This window comes from Microbacterium flavescens, assembly GCF_018588945.1.
Taxonomy (GTDB): Bacteria; Actinomycetota; Actinomycetes; order Actinomycetales; family Microbacteriaceae; genus Microbacterium; species Microbacterium flavescens.
In genome coordinates this window covers 106712-124285 of sequence record NZ_JAFIWA010000002.1, presented here as the reverse complement: position 1 = coordinate 124285, position 17574 = coordinate 106712, and the positions used below count along the sequence as shown (strand labels likewise).

Below are 17574 nucleotides of genomic sequence, written 5' to 3'. Positions count from 1 at the left end.
ATCGACTCCTTAATTACAGACCATTCGTTCAGTAAGTCTACTACGGGTCGCCCGTCCGCGCGCGGCGAGGTCAGCCGTCCGGGTGCGCCCGGCGCGTCATGAACGACCGCCCGCGGAACTCCGCCACCACGTCGCCGGTCTCGTCGGTCACGGTCACGTCGTACAGCCCGCTGCGTCCGGACGCCGCGCGCCGCCGCGCGTGCGCGGTAAGGGTCTGACCGGCGTGCGTCGCCTTGAGGAACGCGATGTCGGCACCTGCCGCGACCGTCACGTCGTCGTCCTCGTTGCACGCCATGGCGAATGCGGTGTCGGCGAGGGCGAACACCATGCCCCCGTGCGTGATCGCGAAGCCGTTCGTCATGTCGTCGCGAACGCGCATCGACACGACGGCCTCCCCCGCCTCGTCGCGCTCGACGACCATGCCGAGCGCCGCCGACGCGCGGTCGCGCTGGAGCATCCGGCGCTGCCCGGCGAAGTGCTCGGCGGGGTCCGTCATGCACCCACCCCAGCGGGCTGAGCGGCTCCGGATGTCTCGGCCGAGGCATCCGCTTCCTTCGCCACCAGCGTCAGCACGTCGTAGGTCGCGACGATCTCGTCGGACTGGTTGTAGATGACCGCGTCCCAGCGCACTTCGCCGTACTCGTCGGTCTCGCGCGGGGTGATCTGCTTCGCGGTGAGCACGACGCGGATCTCGTCGCCGGGCGAGACCGGGGTGACGAAGCGGAGGTTCTCCAGGCCGTAATTCGCCAGCACGGGCCCGGGCTCGGGGTCGACGAACAGGCCCGCGGCCCACGAGACGAGGAGGTAGCCGTGCGCCACGCGTCCGGGGAAGAACGGGTTCGCCGCTGCGGCCTTCTCGTCCATGTGCGCGTAGAACAGGTCGCCGGTGAAGTTCGCGAACGTCTCGATGTCGTCGAGGGTCACCACGCGCAGCGGCGACACGAGCTGGTCGCCGATCGCGAGCTCAGCCAGCGACTTGCGGAACGGGTGCCGGTCGGTGCGGGATGCCGCGCCCTGGTGCCACACGCCGGTCAGCGCCGTCAGCATCTCGGGCGAGCCCTGCACCGCGGTCCGCTGCATGTGGTGGAGCACGGCACGCATGCCGCCGAGCTCCTCGCCGCCGCCGGCGCGACCGGGACCGCCGTGGACGAGGTGCGGCACCGGCGCCCCGTGTCCCGTCGACGTGCGCGCGTCGGCGCGGTCGAGGAAGAGGAGGCGTCCGTTGAACGCCGCGACGCGCGACAGCAGCGCCGTCGCCACCGCGGGGTCGTTCGTCGCCACGCTCGTCACGAGCGACCCTCCGCCCCGCGCGACGAGGTCCGCAGCCTCATCGACCGTGCGGTAGGCCAGCACGCTCGCGACCGGGCCGAAGGCCTCGACCTCGTGGACGGCGTCGGTCGAGGCATCCGCGAACCCGATCAGCAGCGGCTCCACGAACGCGCCGTCCGGGGCCGTGCCGACCGATCCGTCGGCGCGCACCACCTCGGGAGCGTCCGTCGATCCGAGCAGCACGCGGCCGCCGGCGGCCTGGAGCTCGCCCACGGCACGCAGCACCTCGTCGCGCTGTGCCACCGACACGAGGGGCCCCATCGTGACGCCCGCCGCGTGCGGGTCGCCGAGCACCACCCGCTCCGCGACCTTGGCGCGGACGGCCGCGACGAGGTCGTCGACCGAGCCCTCGGGCACGATCGCGCGCCGGATCGCCGTGCACTTCTGACCGGCCTTCGTCGTCAGCTCGACCATGAGCTGCTTGACGTACGCGTCGAACTCGGGGGTGCCGGCGACGGCGTCGGGTCCGAGGACGCTCGCGTTGATCGAGTCGGTCTCGTTCGTGAACCGCACCCCGCCGGTCTGGATGCTCGGGTGCGCGCGCAGCCGATCCGCCGTCGATGCGCTGCCCGTGAACCCGACGAGGTCGCCGAGTCGCAGATGGTCGAACAGCCCGGGCACGCTGCCGCAGACGAGCTGGAGCGACCCGTCGGGAAGCAGCCCGGTGTCGACGAGGACGCGCACCCATGCCTCGGCGACGTAGACGGTGGGCGTCGCGGGCTTGACGACGGTCGGCACGCCGGCGAGGAACGCGGGCGCGAACTTCTCGAGCGCACCCCACATCGGGAAGTTGAAGGCGTTGATCTGCACCGCGACGCCGGGCAGGCGCGTGTACACATGCCGTCCGAGGAATGAACCGTCCTTGGACAGCGACTCGACGGGCCCGTCGAGATACACCTGGCCGTCGGGGAGCTCGCGGCGTCCCTTCGAGGAGTACGTGAAGAGCACGCCGATGCCGCCGTCGACGTCGTTCAGCGAGTCGCGCTCGGTGGCGCCCGCCCGCTTGGAGAGGTCGTAGAGATCCTGCTTGCGCTCGGTGAGCGCGATCGCGAACTGCTTGAGCAGCATGGCCCGCTGGTGGAAGGTCAGTGCTCCGAGGCTCCCCTGCCCCGTCGTGCGTGCGAAGTCGAGCACTGCGGCGAGGTCGAGGCCCTCGGTGCTCACCCGGATGACCGCCTCGCCGGTCGACGCGTCTGCGACGGTCACGGCGGCGGAGGCGTCCGCCGGGGTCCACCACTCGCCGAGCACGTAGCTGGGAAGGATGTCGGTCATCACTCGCTCCATTCGTAGAATCCGCGGCCGGTCTTGCGGCCCAGTCGTCCGTCGGCGACCATGCGCCGCAGCAGTTCGGGGGGTGCGAACCTGTCGCCCAGCCGCGCGTGCAGCTCCTCGGCGATGCCGAGGCGCACGTCCAGGCCGACGAGGTCGGTCGTGCGCAGGGGTCCGACCGGATGCCGGTACCCGAGCTCCATCGCGGCGTCGATGTCGGCCGGCGAGGCGACGCCCTCCTCGACCATGCGGATCGCCTCGAGTCCGAGCGCGACGCCCAGCCGGCTCGACGCGAATCCGGGGGCATCGCGCACGACGACGGCGGTCTTGCCGATCTGCTCGACCCAGCTCCGCGCCGCGTCTGCGACCGCATCCTCCGTGGCCGCGCCCACGACGACCTCGACCAGCAGCGACGCCGGCACGGGGTTGAAGAAGTGCAGGCCCACGAAGCGGTCCGGGCGCTCGAGGGCGGCCGCGAGATCGTCGATCGAGATGGATGACGTGTTCGTCGCCAGCACGGCGCCCGCCTCCAGCGCACGCTCCGCCCGCGAGAGTGCGGCGACCTTGAGCTCCCGGTCTTCAGGAACGGCTTCGACGACGAGTCCGCAGCCGGCGAAGGCCGCGGCATCCGTCGCCGTCGTCAGGGCGGCCGCGAGCACGTTGATCGGGCGCGAGGTCGTTCCGCGGTCGACGCTGCGCCGCAGCGCCTCGAGGACACGAGCGGATGCCGCGCCCGCCGCCTCCTCGTCGCGCTCGACGACGACGACGTCGGCGCCCGCCAGCGCGAACGCGTGCGCGATGCCCGCGCCCATGCGGCCTCCGCCGATCACGCCGACCCGGGCGGGGAGCCGCGCTTCGTCTCGCTCCGCTCGCTCAACGACCCGGGGGTCCGCGCCGGCCTCGGGCTCCCCGGTCGTTGAGCGAGGAGCGGAGCGACGAGACGAAACGCGGTCGGACCCGTGCTCGCTCATCGCCGGCGCCTCTCGAGGAATGCCGTCATGCGTCGCTCCTTTTCGGGGCTCTCGAAGAGCTCGGCCTGCAGTTCGAGCTCGATGCCCGGGTGCGCGTCGGGCGCGGCGGCGAGCGCCGTCTTGGTGTGGCGCGTCGCGAGCGGGTCGTTCCCGGCGATGCGATGGGCCATCGCGTGCGCCGCGGTCAGCAGCTCTCCCGGCTCGTGCAGCGACGAGACCAGCCCCCACGCCAGCGCCTCGTCGGCGTCGAGGATGCGGCCGGTCAGGAGAAGCTCGGCCGCACGGGCCTCGCCGACGATCTGCGGCAGCCGCCAGGTCGCCCCCGCCCCCGCGATGATGCCCAGGCCGGTCTCGGGGTTGCCGATCTTCATGCGCGTGCTGCCGATCCGCAGGTCTGCCGCGTAGGCGAGCTCGGCACCGCCGCCGAGCGCGTAGCCGTCGATCGCCGCGATCACCGGCATCGGAAGCGCCCGGATACGCTCGAAGGCCCGGGTGTTGATGCCGCGGCGCGCGTCGGCGGCGCGGCGGTCGCGCAGCTGCGCGATGTCGGCGCCCGAGGCGAAGACGCCATCCGAGCCGATGAGGATGAGTGTCCGCGGCGCCGCTTCGAGGTCGGCGCACAGGTCGTGCAGAGCGTCGACCATCGCCTGGTCGATCGCGTTGCGCACCTCCGGCCGCGTCAGCGTCGCGACGACGCGGTCGTCGGTGCTCTCGATGTGCAGCGGTTCAGGCATCCGTCCGCTCCACGATCATCGCGGTGCCCTGCCCGACGCCGACGCACATGGTGGCCAGCCCGTAGCGGACGCCTTCGCGCTCCATGCGACCGAGCAGCGTCACGACGAGCCGACTGCCACTCGACCCGAGCGGGTGGCCGAGCGCGATCGCACCGCCGTCGGCGTTGACGATGGCCTCGTCGAGTCCGAGCCGGCGCATCGACGCGAGCGACTGCGACGCGAAGGCCTCGTTCAGCTCGACGGCGCCGATGTCGGCGACGGTGAGCCCCGCCTTGGCGAGGGCCTTCTCTGTCGCGGGCACCGGGCCGAGTCCCATGATCTCGGGCGCGAGCGCCGCGTTGGCCGTCGCGACGATCCGGGCGCGTGGGCGCAGGCCATAGCGGGCGACCGCGTCGGCCGACGCCACGACGATCGCGGAGGCGCCGTCGTTGAGCGTGCTGGCGTTGCCGGCTGTGACGACCTCACCTCCTGCGACCACCGGGCGGAGTCCGGCGAGCAGTTCGAGCGACGTGTCGCGGCGGGGTCCTTCGTCGACGGTCACCTCACCGGAGCGGGTCGGCACCGCGACGATCTCTGCCGCGAAGCGGCCGCCGTCGATCGCGGCGATCGCGCGCTGGTGGCTGCGCAGGGCGAAGGCATCGGCATCCGCTCGGGTGATGCCGTCGACGCGGGCGACCTCCTCTGCGGTCTCGGGCATCGAGAAGGTGGCCTTGTCGCGGGCCTTCATGCGCGGGTTGACGAAGCGCCAGCCGATCGACGTGTCGAACGCCTCCCCGGGCTTGCCCCATGCGCGGTCGGGCTTGGCCTGCACCCAGGGGGCGCGCGTCATCGACTCCACCCCGCCGGCGACCATCGCGGCGGCGTCGCCCGCGCGGATGGCCTGGGCGGCGAGCGCGATCGCCGACATGCCCGATGCGCACAGGCGGTTGACGGTGATGCCCGGGACTTCGTCGGGGAGGCCGGCGAGCAGCGCGGCCATGCGTGCGACGTTGCGGTTGTCCTCCCCTGCCTGGTTCGCCGCGCCGAGGATGACCTCCTCGACGGCCGAGGCGGGAAGTCCGGCGCGGGCGACCGCCTCTGCGACGACGAGCGCGGCGAGGTCGTCGGGGCGGACACCGGCGAGCACGCCGCCGTAGCGGCCGACGGGCGTGCGCACTCCACCGACCAGATAGGCCTCGGACATCGTCATCCCTCCGCGGCCGCGACGGCGCGGCACCGGTTCGATGATACCTAACCGATCGTTCAGTATTCCAATCTCGCGTGCGACACTGGTGCCATGCCCGCCCTCGATGTCGACCGCGCTCAGAGCGCCGCCCCGCGGCGCGGCCGCCCCGGGTATGACCGGGCGCAGGTGCTGGCGGTCGCTGTCGCCCTCTTCAACGAACAGGGCTACGACGCCACCTCGGTCGCCGATCTCGCGACGCGCCTCGGCCTGACCAAGTCGGCGCTGTACCACCACTTCGATTCGAAGGAGCAGCTGCTCGCGCTCGCCCTCGACCAGGCGCTGAGCGGGCTGGAGGGCGTGCTCGACGAGCCGGGCGCGACCGTCGGATCCGCGGCCGAGCGTCTCGACGCGGTGCTCCGCGGCGCCGTGCGCGTGCTCGTCGACCGGCTCCCCTACGTCACCCTGCTGCTGCGGGTGCGCGGGAACAGCGACGTCGAGCGTGCCGCGCTCGAACGCCGACGCGCCTTCGACCACCGCGTGACCGGGCTCGTCGAGGAGGCGCAGACCGCAGGGCTCGTGCGCGACGACATCGACGGACCCGTCGCGACCCGCCTGCTCTTCGGAATGGTGAACTCCCTCGTCGAGTGGTACCGCCCCGGCGGCCCGGTCGACAGCGAGCGTCTGGCCCACGACGTCGTGGCGGTCGCCCTCGACGGCATGCGCACGCGCTGAGCCGCGGCGTCCCACCCCTCTCCTCCCCCACGCACGAACGCTCGCCTGTCACGAAACCGGGGTGGCACCCCAGGATCGTGACAGGCGAGCGTCGGTGACCTGCGGGATCAGGCCTTCGCGAGGCCGTAGATCGGCGAGACGTTCTGCTCGGCCTCGTGGTCCGGACCGAGCGGGATGCCGGAGCGGTCGCGCAGCAGCAGCGTCGCGATCAGGCCGACGATCGTCATGCCGGCCAGGTACCACGTGACCGACACGGTCGATCCTGTCGCCTGCACCAGCGCGGTCGCGATGGTCGGGGCGAACGCGCCGCCCAGGATCGCGCCGATCGCATACGAGATCGAGACGCCCGAGAAGCGGATGGATGCAGGGAACAGCTCGGCGTACAGCGCGGCCTGAGGACCGTAGGTGAAGCCGAGTCCGATGGTCAGGATCGCCAGGCCGAGGAACAGCAGCCAGATGTTGCCGGTGTTCACGAGCGGGAAGAGCAGGAACACGCCCACCAGTTGCAGGATCCAGCCGATGATGTACGTCGTGCGGCGCCCGATGCGGTCGGAGGCCCAGCCTGCGACAAGGGTCGACAGCAGCCACGTGACGGCCGAGCCGGTGACCGCCCACAGGACCGGTCCGCGCTCGAGGCCCAGCGGTCCGTCGGGGTTCGTCGAGTAGCCCTGGATGTAGCCGCCCGTGGTCATGTACCCGACGGCGTTGTTGCCGGCGAAGACCAGCGCGGCGATCAGGACGAGGAGCGCGTGCTTGCGGAACAGCTGGACGATCGGCATCTGCGCCTTCTCCTTGCGCTCGGCGAGCTCCATGAAGACGGGGCTCTCCTCGACGCGGCGGCGCACGTACCAGCCGATGAAGATCAGCACGACGCTGAGGAGGAACGGCACACGCCAGCCCCACTCGAGGAACGCGTCGCCGGGGGCGATCATCGCCATGAGCGCCATGACGCCCGAGGCCAGCAGGAGTCCGAGGGGCACGCCGATCTGCGGCGAGGCGCCGAACATGCCGCGGCGCTTCTTCGGGGCATGCTCGACGGCCATGAGCACGGCACCGCCCCACTCGCCGCCGGCCGAGATGCCCTGCAGGATGCGCAGCAGCACGAGCAGGATCGGAGCCCACACGCCGATGGCCTCGTACGTGGGCAGCACGCCGATGAGGGCGGTCGCGGCACCCATGAGGATCAGCGTCCACATCAGCACGACCTTGCGGCCATACTTGTCGCCGAAGTGTCCCGCGAGGAAGGCTCCGAGCGGGCGGAAGAGGAAGCTGACGCCGACGGTCGCGAAGGCGACGATCGCGCTGTTGGCGCCCAGCGGCGCGAAGAACAGCTGGCCGAACACGAGTCCGACCGCCGTGGCGTAGATGAAGAAGTCGTACCACTCGACGGTGGTCCCGACGACGGTCGCGAAGACGACCCGGCGTCGGTCGACGGGGTTCGCGATGGTTCCGGTGGGCGTGAACCCGTCTCCGGGTGGGCGTGTGCTCATGAGCTCTGACTCCTGTGTCTGGACTGACGACTTCGTCACCGGCGGCGTTCGTGCAGGGTGTTGCCGGATGTGCGACGATCATATACGATTTCGGATACGACGCAAGAGTGAGGACGCTCCTGATGGACGAGAGCACAGCGGATGCCGCATCCGACCCCCGATTCCGGACGCTGCACGCCCGGCCCGGCAAGATCGTTGCCATCCACCTGAGCTACGCGTCACGTGCCGACCAGCGGGGACGCCGGCCGCAGCATCCGTCGTACTTCTTCAAGCCGTCGAGTTCGCTCGCACCGTCCGGCGCCACCATCGAACGACCCGCCGGCACCGAGCTGCTCGCGTTCGAGGGCGAGATCGCACTCGTGATCGGCGTCGCCGCCCGGCGCGTGAGCGCCGACAGCGCCTGGAGCCACGTCGCGGCCGTGACCGCCGCGAACGACTTCGGCCTCTACGACCTGCGCGCTAACGACAAGGGCTCCAACGTCCGCTCGAAGGGCGGCGACGGATACACCCCGCTCGGGCCTGCGCTCATCGATGCCGCCGCGATCGACCCGACTTCGCTGCGCGTGCGCACCTGGCTCAACGGCGCGCTGGTCCAGGACGACACCGCCGCCGGGATGATCTTCCCCCTCGCGCAGATCGTCGCCGACCTGTCCCAGCACTTCACCCTCGAGCCGGGCGACGTGATCCTCACGGGCACGCCGGCGGGCTCGTCGGTCGCCGTTCCGGGCGACGTCGTCGAGGTCGAGGTCGACGTGCCCGGCGGGCCGACGTCCGGCCGGCTCACCACGACCGTCGTACAGGGGGAGGTCGGCTTCGACCCGGCGCTCGGCTCGCTGCCTGCGGCCGACGACCTGCAGCGCACCGAGGCCTGGGGCTCGCGCGAGGCGGCCGGCCTCCCGCCCGAGGCCCCCACCCCCGAGGAACCCGCCCCCTTGCCCGGAACAGGTGTTCTGCCGGACGCAGGGGCATCGGCGCCGAATCCTCCTGCCTCCGCCGGAACACCTGTTCTCAGCGAGGAGCTCCGCGCCAAGCTCGCCGCGGTCCCCGTCGCAGGGCTCAGCGCCCAGCTGCGCAAGCGCGGACTGAACAACGTCACGATCGACGGCGTGCGGCCGCTGCATCCCGAAGCCAAACTCGTCGGCACCGCGCGCACGCTGCGCTTCGTCCCGAATCGCGAGGACCTCTTCAGCAGCCACGGCGGCGGCTACAACGCCCAGAAGCGCGCGTTCGACGCCGTCGGCGAGGGCGAGGTCATCGTGATCGAGGCGCGCGGCGAGGCCGGCTCCGGCACGCTCGGCGACATCCTCGCGATCCGCGCCCACGCGCGCGGCGCCGCCGGCATCGTGACCGACGGCGGCGTGCGCGACGCCGACGCCGTGACGGCCGTCGGCATCCCGGTGTACACGACGGGCGCGCATCCCGCGGTGCTCGGTCGCAAGCACGTGCCCTGGGACCACGATGTGACGATCGGATGCGGCGGCACGACGGTGCAGCCCGGAGACGTCATCGTGGGAGACGCCGACGGCGTGATCGTCATCCCGCCGGCCCTCGTCGAGGAGGTCGTGGACGCCGCCCTCGCGCAGGAGGACGAGGACGCCTGGATCGCGCAGCGCGTCGCGGAGGGACATCCCGTCGACGGGCTGTTCCCGATGAACGCCGAATGGCGGGCCCGCTACGCAGCGGACGCCGCGGAGCAGGGAGACGCGCGATGACTCCGTTCGACGCCGCCGTGCGCGACAGCCCGAACGCGGAGCTCAGCAAGTCGCAGCAGGCGTACCGCTGGGTGAAGGAACGGATCGCCAATCAGGAGTTCACGCCGGGGTACCGGCTCGTCCTGGGGAGCATCGCCGGCGAGCTCGACATGAGCGTCGTGCCGGTGCGCGAGGCGATCCGGCAGCTCGAGGCCGAAGGGCTCGTGATGTTCGAGCGCAACGTCGGCGCGCGCGTGTCGATGGTCGACGACACCCAGTACCGGTTCAGCATGCAGGCGCTGTCGATCCTCGAAGGCGCCGCCACCGCGCTGGCGGCGCGGCGGCTCACTCCCGACGACATCCGCAACGCCCGCCGCATCAACGAGCTGATGATCGAGACTCTCGAGCACTTCGACCCGCGGGCGTTCACCGCGCTCAACCAGGAGTTCCACGCCGCCCTCTACGAGAAGTGCGCCAACCCGCGCATGCTCGAGCTGGTGCGCGGCGAATGGGCGCGACTCGGGCACCTGCGCGACTCCACTTTCAGCTTCGTTCCCGGCCGCGCCCAGGAGTCCGTGCGCGAACACGAGAACATCGTCCAGCTCATCGAGTCGGGCGCGCCCCTCGGGGAGATCGAGAAGGCGGCCCGCCGCCACCGCTCGGCCACCCTCGACGCCTACATGATCCACGAGCATCCCGACGAGGCCCTCGGCCTCCCCGCCTTCTGACCCCCACCGGAGTCGCCCGCCCACTGCGCGCACCCCGGACCTCCCCCGCAAAGGAGCACCCCATGACCGACACCGCCCAGGCCACCTCGGCACGCCACGTGCCCGCCGACCTGCCCGACCACATCCGGCACTACATCGACGGCGAGTTCGTCGACTCGGTCGACGGCGACACGTTCGACGTCCTCGACCCGGTCACGAACGAGACCTACCTGCAGGCCGCAGCCGGCAAGAAGGCCGACATCGATCGCGCCGTCGCAGCCGCCCGACGTGCCTTCACCGAAGGCCCCTGGCCGCGGATGCTGCCGCGCGAGCGCTCGCGCATCCTGCACCGCATCGCCGATCTCGTGGAGTCACGCGATGCGCGGCTCGCCGAGCTCGAGTCGTACGACTCGGGGCTGCCCATCACCCAGGCGCTCGGCCAGGCGCGGCGCGCGGCCGAGAACTTCCGGTTCTTCGCCGACCTGATCGTCGCCCAGACCGACGACGCGTTCAAGGTGCCGGGGCGTCAGCTGAATTACGTCAACCGCAAGCCGATCGGCGTCGCCGGGCTCATCACGCCGTGGAACACCCCCTTCATGCTCGAGTCGTGGAAGCTCGGCCCGGCCCTCGCGACGGGCAACACCGTCGTACTCAAGCCGGCCGAGTTCACCCCCCTCTCGGCCTCGCTGTGGGCCGGGATCTTCGAGGAGGCCGGCCTGCCCCAGGGCGTGTTCAACCTCGTGAACGGACTCGGTGAGGAGGCGGGCGACGCACTGGTGAAGCATCCGGATGTCCCGCTCATCTCGTTCACGGGCGAGAGCCGCACCGGCCAGCTCATCTTCGGCAACGCGGCGCCGTTCCTGAAGGGTCTGTCGATGGAGCTCGGCGGCAAGTCGCCCGCCATCGTGTTCGCCGACGCCGACCTCGACGCCGCGATCGACGCCACGATCTTCGGCGTCTTCTCGCTCAACGGCGAGCGCTGCACCGCCGGATCGCGCATCCTCGTGCAGCGCGAGGTCTACGACGAGTTCGTCGAGCGCTACGCGGCGCAAGCGTCGCGCGTGATCGTCGGCGACCCGCAGGACCCCCGGACCGAAGTCGGCGCGCTCGTGCACCCCGAGCACTACGACAAGGTGATGTCCTACATCGAGATCGGCAAGACCGAGGGCCGTCTCGTCGCGGGCGGCGGCCGCCCCGACGGCTTCCCCACCGGCAACTACGTGGCTCCGACGGTGTTCGCGGATGTCGCGCCCGACGCGCGAATCTTCCAGGAGGAGATCTTCGGCCCGGTCGTCGCGATCACGCCGTTCGACACCGACGAGGAGGCGCTGGCGCTCGCCAACGGCGTGAAGTACGGCCTCGCCGCCTACGTGTGGACGAGCGACCTCAAGCGAGCTCACAACTTCTCGCAGGCGATCGAGGCCGGCATGGTGTGGCTCAACTCGAACAACGTGCGCGACCTGCGCACGCCGTTCGGCGGGGTGAAGGCCTCGGGCCTCGGCCACGAGGGCGGCTACCGCTCCATCGACTTCTACACCGACCAGCAGGCCGTGCACATCACGCTCGGCCCCGCCCACAACCCCACCTTCGGCAAGTCCGGCTCTCCCGCCGACCAGACGGACGCCGCCACCAAGCTGCAGGCCTGAGACCCGAGGACGCGACGACATGACCCGCCACACCGACAAGACCCTGACCTCGTCCGGCTTCTACGTGAGCCAGGAGGCCCCGATCCACACTGACAACCCGGTGCCCACGCCGTCGAGCCCGGCCCCCGACATCCTGCGCTGCGCGTACATGGAGCTCGTGGTGACCGACCTCGCCGCCTCGCGCACCTTCTACGTCGACGTGCTCGGGCTCTACGTCACCGAGGAGGACGGCGACGCGATCTACCTCCGCTCCACGGAGGAGTTCATCCACCACAACCTCGTGCTCCGTCAGGGGCCGGTCGCCGCCGTCGCCGCGTTCTCGTACCGCGTGCGCACGCCGGAGGACCTCGACAAGGCGGTCGCCTTCTATGAGGAACTCGGATGCCGCGTCGAGCGCCGCCCGGAAGGATTCACCCAGGGCATCGGCGACTCGGTGCGCGTGACCGACCCGCTCGGCTTCCCGTACGAGTTCTTCTTCCAGACCGAGCACGTCGAGCGCCTGTCGTGGCGCTACGACCTCCACACCCCCGGAGAGCTCGTCCGCCTCGACCACTTCAACCAGGTCACGCCCGACGTGCCGCGGGCGGTCGCGTTCATGCAGGACCTCGGGTTCCGCGTCACGGAGGACATCCAGGACGACGAGGGCACCGTGTACGCCGCGTGGATGCGCCGCAAGCCGACCGTGCACGACACCGCGATGACCGGCGGCGACGGCCCGCGCATGCACCACGTCGCGTTCGCCACGCACGAGAAGCACAACATCCTCGCGATCTGCGACAAGCTCGGCGCGCTGCGTCGCTCCGACGCGATCGAGCGCGGACCCGGGCGCCACGGGGTGAGCAACGCCTTCTACCTGTACCTGCGCGACCCCGACGGCCACCGCGTGGAGATCTACACGCAGGACTACTACACGGGCGACCCCGACAACCCGGTCATCACGTGGGACGTGCACGACAACCAGCGCCGCGACTGGTGGGGCAACCCCGTCGTGCCGTCGTGGTACACCGAGGCATCCCTTGTGCTCGATCTCGACGGCAACCCGCAGCCGGTCGTCGCCCGCACCGACACGTCGGAGATGGCGGTCACGATCGGCGCGGACGGGTTCTCGTACACGCGACCGGACGACAAGGCGGAGGAGCTGCCCAGCTGGAAGCAGGGCGAGTACAAGCTCGGCCACCAGCTCTGACCGGCCCCGGTCGTTGAGCGAGCGAAGCGAGACGAAACGCCCACCAAGGAGAGACATGCTTCCACCCGACGTCATCGCGAAGCTCGCGGACGAGCTCGCCGAAGCCGACCGCACGCACGGCGTGATCCCGCGCATCACCGCGCGCTACCCCGACGCGACGATCGAGGACTCGTACGCCATCCAGGGCGTGTGGCGCGACCAGAACCTCGCGGCCGGACGCCGTCTGGTGGGCCGCAAGATCGGGCTGACGTCGAAGGCCATGCAGCAGGCCACCGGCATCACCGAGCCCGACTACGGCGTCATGTTCGACGACACCGTGTACCAGTCCGGCGCGGAGATCCCGGTCGACCTGTTCTCGAACGTCCGGATCGAGGTCGAGCTCGCGTTCGTGCTCGCCAAGCCGCTGGAGGGGCCTGAGGCGACCCTCGACGACGCGCTGGCGGCGATCGACTACGCCGTGCCGGCGCTCGAAGTGCTCAACTCGCACATCGAGCTCGAGGGACGCACCATCGTCGACACCATCGCCGACAACGCCGCGTACGGCGCCATGGTGCTGGGCGACGTGCGCAAGCGGCCCGATGAGATCGACCTGAGGTGGGTCCCGGGCGTGCTCAGCCGCAACGGCGAGATCGAGGAGACCGGCGTCGCGGCCGGCGTCCTCGGCCACCCGGCGACCGGTGTGGCGTGGCTCGCGAACAAGTTCCACCAGCACGGCGCGCGGCTGGAGGCGGGCGAGATCATCCTCGCCGGATCGTTCACGCGCCCCCTGTGGGTGTCGCGGGGCGATAGCGTGCTGTGCGACTACGGACCGATGGGAAAGATCGCATGTCGCTTCATCTGAGCCCCACATTCCGCGACGCGCTCTCCGGCGCCGATCGCGCGCTGGCGGGCATGTGGGTCTGCTCCGGATCCCCGCTCGTCGCCGAGATCTGCGCCGGGTCCGGCCTGGACTGGCTGCTCATCGACATGGAGCACTCCCCCAACGGCCTGGAGTCGGTGCTCGCGCAGCTCCAGGCGGTCGCCGCCTATCCGGTGAGCCCGGTCGTGCGCGTCCCGATCGGCGACGTCGTCACCCTCAAGCAGGTGCTCGATCTCGGCGCCCAGAACATCCTCGTGCCGATGGTGTCGTCCGCCGAGGAGGCCGCCCAGCTGGTCGAGGCCGTGCGCTATCCCCCGCGCGGCCGTCGCGGCGTCGGCTCGGCGCTCGCCCGCTCCGCCCGCTGGAACCGCGTCGACGACTACCTGGCGAACGCCGACGAGCACGTCTCGCTGTTCGTCCAGGTCGAGACCGTGGAAGGCGTCGAGGCCGCCGGGACGATCGCGGCGGTCGACGGCATCGACGGCGTCTTCGTCGGGCCGAGCGACCTCGCCGCCTCGATGGGGCTGCTGGGTCAGCAGACGCACGCGGATGTCGCGGCCGCCGTCGTCCGCGCCTTCGATGCGGTGCTCGCGGCAGGCAAGCCGGTCGGCGTGAACGCGTTCGACCCGGCGGCGGCCCAGTCGTACGTCGACGCCGGAGCGGGCTTCGTGCTGGTCGGCGCCGACGTGGCAGTACTCGCGCGGGCGTCGGAATCCCTCGCGGCGCGCTGGGTCGCGGCATCCGACGGCAACCGCTCTTCGTACTGAGATCCCGCCCGCCGCGACGATCCCACCGCACCCTGGTCGCGGCATCCGCTCTGTCAAGTCCCCACATCCGGCGCCCGCGCGTGTCAGGGTGAGGACATGCAGAGGGATGTCTCGAGCCGGATCGTTCTCGAAATCACCGAGCCCGCCGACCTGGTGTTCGCGATCGCGGTGGCCGACCAGTACGCGCCGTCGCAGGAGCACTTCTCCGCGACGCTCGACGGCGAATCCCTCGACTGGCACGTGGTCTCCGACGCCCACGGCACGCGTCTGCACCGCGTGAAGTCGGGTGTCGGCAGGCTCACCGCGGAGTACACCGCGCGCGTGGACGGGACCGCGCAGACCGCGGACGCGACCGAAGCGGACCTCCTGATCTACAGCCGGCCGAGCCGGTACGCGGAGTCCGACGCCCTCGCGCCGACGGCCGGAGGGGAGTTCGCGGGCATCACCGATCCGTCCGAGCTGCTCGCCTCCGTCTCGTCCTGGGTGGGCACGCGCCTGCGCTACGTCTCGGGTTCGTCGCTGCCCACCGACGGCGCGACGCGCACCCTCCTGGCCCGGCAGGGAGTCTGCCGCGATTACGCGCACCTGTCCGTCGCGCTGCTGCGAGGCCTCGGGGTCCCCGCGCGCAGCGTCGCCGTGTACGCCCCGGGCGTCTCGCCGATGGACTTCCACGCGGTGGCCGAGGCGTGGATCGACGATGCCTGGCGCGCGGTCGACGCGACCACCCTCGCGCCGCGATCGTCGCTCGTGCGCATCGCTACGGGGAGGGATGCCGCAGACACGGCATTCCTGACGGTGATGTCCGGCCGCGCCGACCTGATCGACATGGAGGTCACCGCGACCGCCGATGTGCTGCCCGACGACGACATCACGGAGCTCGTCTCGATCTGGTGAGCGGGCTCCCGCGACCGCGTCCCGACGTGGCACAGTGATCCCATGAGGAAGTGGATCGTCCGTTTCGCGTCGCTGCTGGTCTTCAACATCGTCGTGCTGCTCGTCATCGGATTCCTGACGCCCGCGCGGGTCGGCTGGTCCGCTCTGTGGGCCGCCATCGTCATGACGGCGCTCGTCATCTGGATCAAGCCGGCCGTTCACCGCTGGTTCCGCTCGATGGCGGCGAAGTCGGCGAATCAGCGGACCAAGGCGGGTGAGAAGTTCGTCGAGTTCCTGCTCGGGTTCGCCGTCGCGTTCCTGGTATGGATCGCGACCGTGTGGCTGTCGGGCGTCTCGATCGGGGGCGGCTTCTTCGGAGCTTTCTGGGGATACGTGCTCCCCCCGGTGATCCTCCTCATCGGCTGGGCGATCTACGACGCGATCGACGACAAGGTCGAGGCACACGCCGGCTCCCTGTACGACCGGGCCTCCGGAGGCAGGGGTTCGACGGCGGCGGTATCGGCTGACTCGGCTCCGCGCATCCCGAGTCCCGAGGAGGCCGCGGGCCGTCGCGAGCTCCATGACGGGCTCACCGACGAGCAGCGGCGCATGCTCGACGAGCTCGGCAAGGGCTGAGGAGAATCCCGCAGGGCTGTCGATCCGCGGCATCCTCGATCGTCATCGTGGTGTCGCAGCACTGACGAAAGGACGACATCATGCGTTACACGCTCCTCCTCCACTATCCCGAGATGACCTCCGACGACATGGGGCCGGATGCCTGGGCCGAAGGCATGCGCGAGTTCGACGAGTACGCCAAGGCGATCGACGCGGCCGGCGTGCTGCGGTCGGCCGAGGTGCTGCAGCCCTCGGCCGTGACGACCTCGGTCACCGCGCCGGACGGCACGCTGCGCGTGCAGGACGGCCCGTTCGCCGACACCAAGGAGCAGCTCGGCGGCACGTTCGTGATCGAGGTCGACGACCTCGACGCCGCGATCGGGTGGGCCGCCCAGGCTCCGTCCATCGGGTGGGGCACGGTCGAGATCCGGCCGACGGCGACCCGGTTCGTCGACGGCGCCTGGACGAGCTTCGCGGTGTGATGCCCGGCTCCGACGACGTGCGGTCCGCCACCGAGCGCGCGGCCCGCACGTCGTACGGTCACCTCCTGGCGCTGGTCGCCGCAGGCACGCGTGACGTCGCGCTCGCCGAGGACGCCCTCGCCGATGCGTTCGAGCGCGCGCTGAGGACGTGGCCGGATGCCGGCATCCCTGCCAATCCCGAAGGATGGCTGCTCACCGTGGCACGCAACCGACTGCGTGACGCCCTCGGCTCGGCCGCCCGGCGCACCGGCGTGCCGCTCGACGAGGCCGTCGCCGCGACGCTCGCCGACGACCGGGCCCTCGATCCGACCGCCGTGGTGGAGCGGCGCGACGACATCCCCGACAAGCGGCTGGAGCTGCTCTTCGCGTGCGCGCACCCGGCCATCGACCCCGACGTGCGCTCGCCCCTCATGCTGCAGACGGTCCTCGGCTTCGAGGCCGCCGACGTGGCGCGCGCGTTCGGTGTGCCGCCTGCGACCATGGCGCAGAGACTCGTGCGGGCGAAGCGGCGGATCCGCGACGCCGGCATCCCGTTCGCCGTGCCCACCCGCGCCGACATGCCGGCCCGTCTGCCGGCGGTGCTCGAAGCGATCTACGGCGCATACGCGCTCGAGTGGCTCGACCAGGGTGACGAGCCGAGGGAGTCACTCGCCGACGAGGCCCGATGGCTCGCGGTGCTCGCCGCGAGCCTGCTCGACGACGAGCCGGAGGCGTGGGGTCTGGCTGCGCTGCTGACCTACGCGCAGTCGCGTGCTCCGGCACGGACAGCCGTCCCCTGGCCGCCTCTCGACGAGCAGGATCCGTCCGACTGGGACCACGGCATGATCGTCGAAGGGGCAGCCCTGCTCCGCCGCGCGTCGGCTCTCGGTCGGCCACTCGGAAGGTTCCAGCTCGAGGCGGCGATTCAGGCCGTGCACTGCGACCGGGCCCGCACGGGCGAGCTCGACGTCGACGCCCTGGTGACGCTGTATCGCGGGCTCGTCGCGATCGCGCCCACCGAGGGCGCGGCCGCCGCGCTGGCGGCGGCCGAGGCGCGCGCTCGCGCGGCGGGATGACCC

General features: G+C 71.2%; 17 protein-coding genes. 11 read left to right on the top strand and 6 right to left on the bottom strand.

Annotated features, from left to right (window positions below; genetic code table 11):
- Positions 1-70: 70 nt before the first annotated feature.
- From paaI to JX005_RS04190, 5 genes are read right to left on the bottom strand one after another with little or no spacing between them, the layout of a single operon-like run.
- Positions 71-496 (bottom strand): hydroxyphenylacetyl-CoA thioesterase PaaI, encoded by a 426-nt coding sequence (gene paaI / locus JX005_RS04210; protein ID WP_214466181.1) that lies wholly within the window; start codon positions 494-496, stop codon positions 71-73.
- Positions 493-2601: a phenylacetic acid degradation bifunctional protein PaaZ gene (gene paaZ / locus JX005_RS04205; protein ID WP_214466180.1), complete on the bottom strand. Its 2109-nt coding sequence runs from the start codon at positions 2599-2601 to the stop codon at positions 493-495. Before paaZ ends, paaI begins: the two co-directional genes overlap by 4 nt.
- Entirely contained in the window at positions 2601-3569 is a 969-nt protein-coding gene (locus JX005_RS04200) for a 3-hydroxyacyl-CoA dehydrogenase family protein (RefSeq protein ID WP_214466179.1), read from the bottom strand. The genes paaZ and JX005_RS04200 overlap by 1 nt, the downstream gene beginning before the upstream one ends.
- Complete coding sequence (locus tag JX005_RS04195) at positions 3566-4303, bottom strand: enoyl-CoA hydratase/isomerase family protein (protein ID WP_214466178.1); 738 nt, start codon at positions 4301-4303, stop codon at positions 3566-3568. The genes JX005_RS04200 and JX005_RS04195 overlap by 4 nt, the downstream gene beginning before the upstream one ends.
- Entirely contained in the window at positions 4296-5486 is a 1191-nt protein-coding gene (locus tag JX005_RS04190; protein ID WP_214466660.1) for a thiolase family protein, read from the bottom strand. The genes JX005_RS04195 and JX005_RS04190 overlap by 8 nt, the downstream gene beginning before the upstream one ends.
- Before the next feature lie 93 nt (positions 5487-5579).
- Here JX005_RS04190 and JX005_RS04185 point away from each other — a divergent pair, with 93 nt between their 5' ends.
- The gene (locus JX005_RS04185; RefSeq protein ID WP_214466177.1) at positions 5580-6200 is read left to right on the top strand and encodes a TetR/AcrR family transcriptional regulator; all 621 of its coding nucleotides are present in this window, start codon (positions 5580-5582) and stop codon (positions 6198-6200) included.
- A 107-nt stretch (positions 6201-6307) separates the two neighbouring features.
- On the opposite strand, the gene JX005_RS04180 is transcribed toward JX005_RS04185, so the two are convergent.
- Entirely contained in the window at positions 6308-7690 is a 1383-nt protein-coding gene (locus JX005_RS04180; protein WP_214466176.1) for an MFS transporter, read from the bottom strand.
- A 122-nt stretch (positions 7691-7812) separates the two neighbouring features.
- On the opposite strand from JX005_RS04180, the gene JX005_RS04175 reads away from it, so the two are divergent.
- The 10 genes from JX005_RS04175 to JX005_RS04130 all read left to right on the top strand — a co-directional run bounded on the left by JX005_RS04175 (position 7813) and on the right by JX005_RS04130 (position 17571).
- Positions 7813-9402 carry a fumarylacetoacetate hydrolase family protein gene (locus tag JX005_RS04175; RefSeq protein WP_214466175.1) on the top strand — a complete coding sequence of 530 codons (1590 nt, stop codon included), beginning with the start codon at positions 7813-7815 and terminating at the stop codon, positions 9400-9402.
- Positions 9399-10109, top strand: a complete 711-nt coding sequence (locus tag JX005_RS04170) for a GntR family transcriptional regulator (RefSeq protein ID WP_214466174.1) — start codon at positions 9399-9401, stop codon at positions 10107-10109. Before JX005_RS04175 ends, JX005_RS04170 begins: the two co-directional genes overlap by 4 nt.
- Before the next feature lie 62 nt (positions 10110-10171).
- A complete protein-coding gene (gene hpaE / locus JX005_RS04165; protein ID WP_214466173.1) occupies positions 10172-11734 on the top strand; it encodes a 5-carboxymethyl-2-hydroxymuconate semialdehyde dehydrogenase in 1563 nt (520 codons plus the stop codon).
- 19 nt (positions 11735-11753) lie between these two features.
- Positions 11754-12920, top strand: a complete 1167-nt coding sequence (gene hpaD / locus JX005_RS04160) for a 3,4-dihydroxyphenylacetate 2,3-dioxygenase (protein WP_214466172.1) — start codon at positions 11754-11756, stop codon at positions 12918-12920.
- 55 nt (positions 12921-12975) lie between these two features.
- Positions 12976-13761: a 2-keto-4-pentenoate hydratase gene (locus tag JX005_RS04155; protein ID WP_214466171.1), complete on the top strand. Its 786-nt coding sequence runs from the start codon at positions 12976-12978 to the stop codon at positions 13759-13761.
- Positions 13746-14546 (top strand): HpcH/HpaI aldolase family protein, encoded by an 801-nt coding sequence (locus tag JX005_RS04150; protein WP_214466170.1) that lies wholly within the window; start codon positions 13746-13748, stop codon positions 14544-14546. The genes JX005_RS04155 and JX005_RS04150 overlap by 16 nt, the downstream gene beginning before the upstream one ends.
- A gap of 96 nt (positions 14547-14642) precedes the next feature.
- Positions 14643-15440, top strand: a complete 798-nt coding sequence (locus JX005_RS04145) for a transglutaminase-like domain-containing protein (RefSeq protein WP_214466169.1) — start codon at positions 14643-14645, stop codon at positions 15438-15440.
- A 42-nt stretch (positions 15441-15482) separates the two neighbouring features.
- A complete protein-coding gene (locus JX005_RS04140; RefSeq protein WP_214466168.1) occupies positions 15483-16055 on the top strand; it encodes a hypothetical protein in 573 nt (190 codons plus the stop codon).
- Positions 16056-16135: 80 nt separating this feature from the next.
- A complete protein-coding gene (locus JX005_RS04135; RefSeq protein ID WP_214466167.1) occupies positions 16136-16516 on the top strand; it encodes a YciI family protein in 381 nt (126 codons plus the stop codon).
- Positions 16516-17571, top strand: a complete 1056-nt coding sequence (locus JX005_RS04130; RefSeq protein WP_214466166.1) for an RNA polymerase sigma factor — start codon at positions 16516-16518, stop codon at positions 17569-17571. Before JX005_RS04135 ends, JX005_RS04130 begins: the two co-directional genes overlap by 1 nt.
- Positions 17572-17574 lie beyond the last annotated feature (3 nt).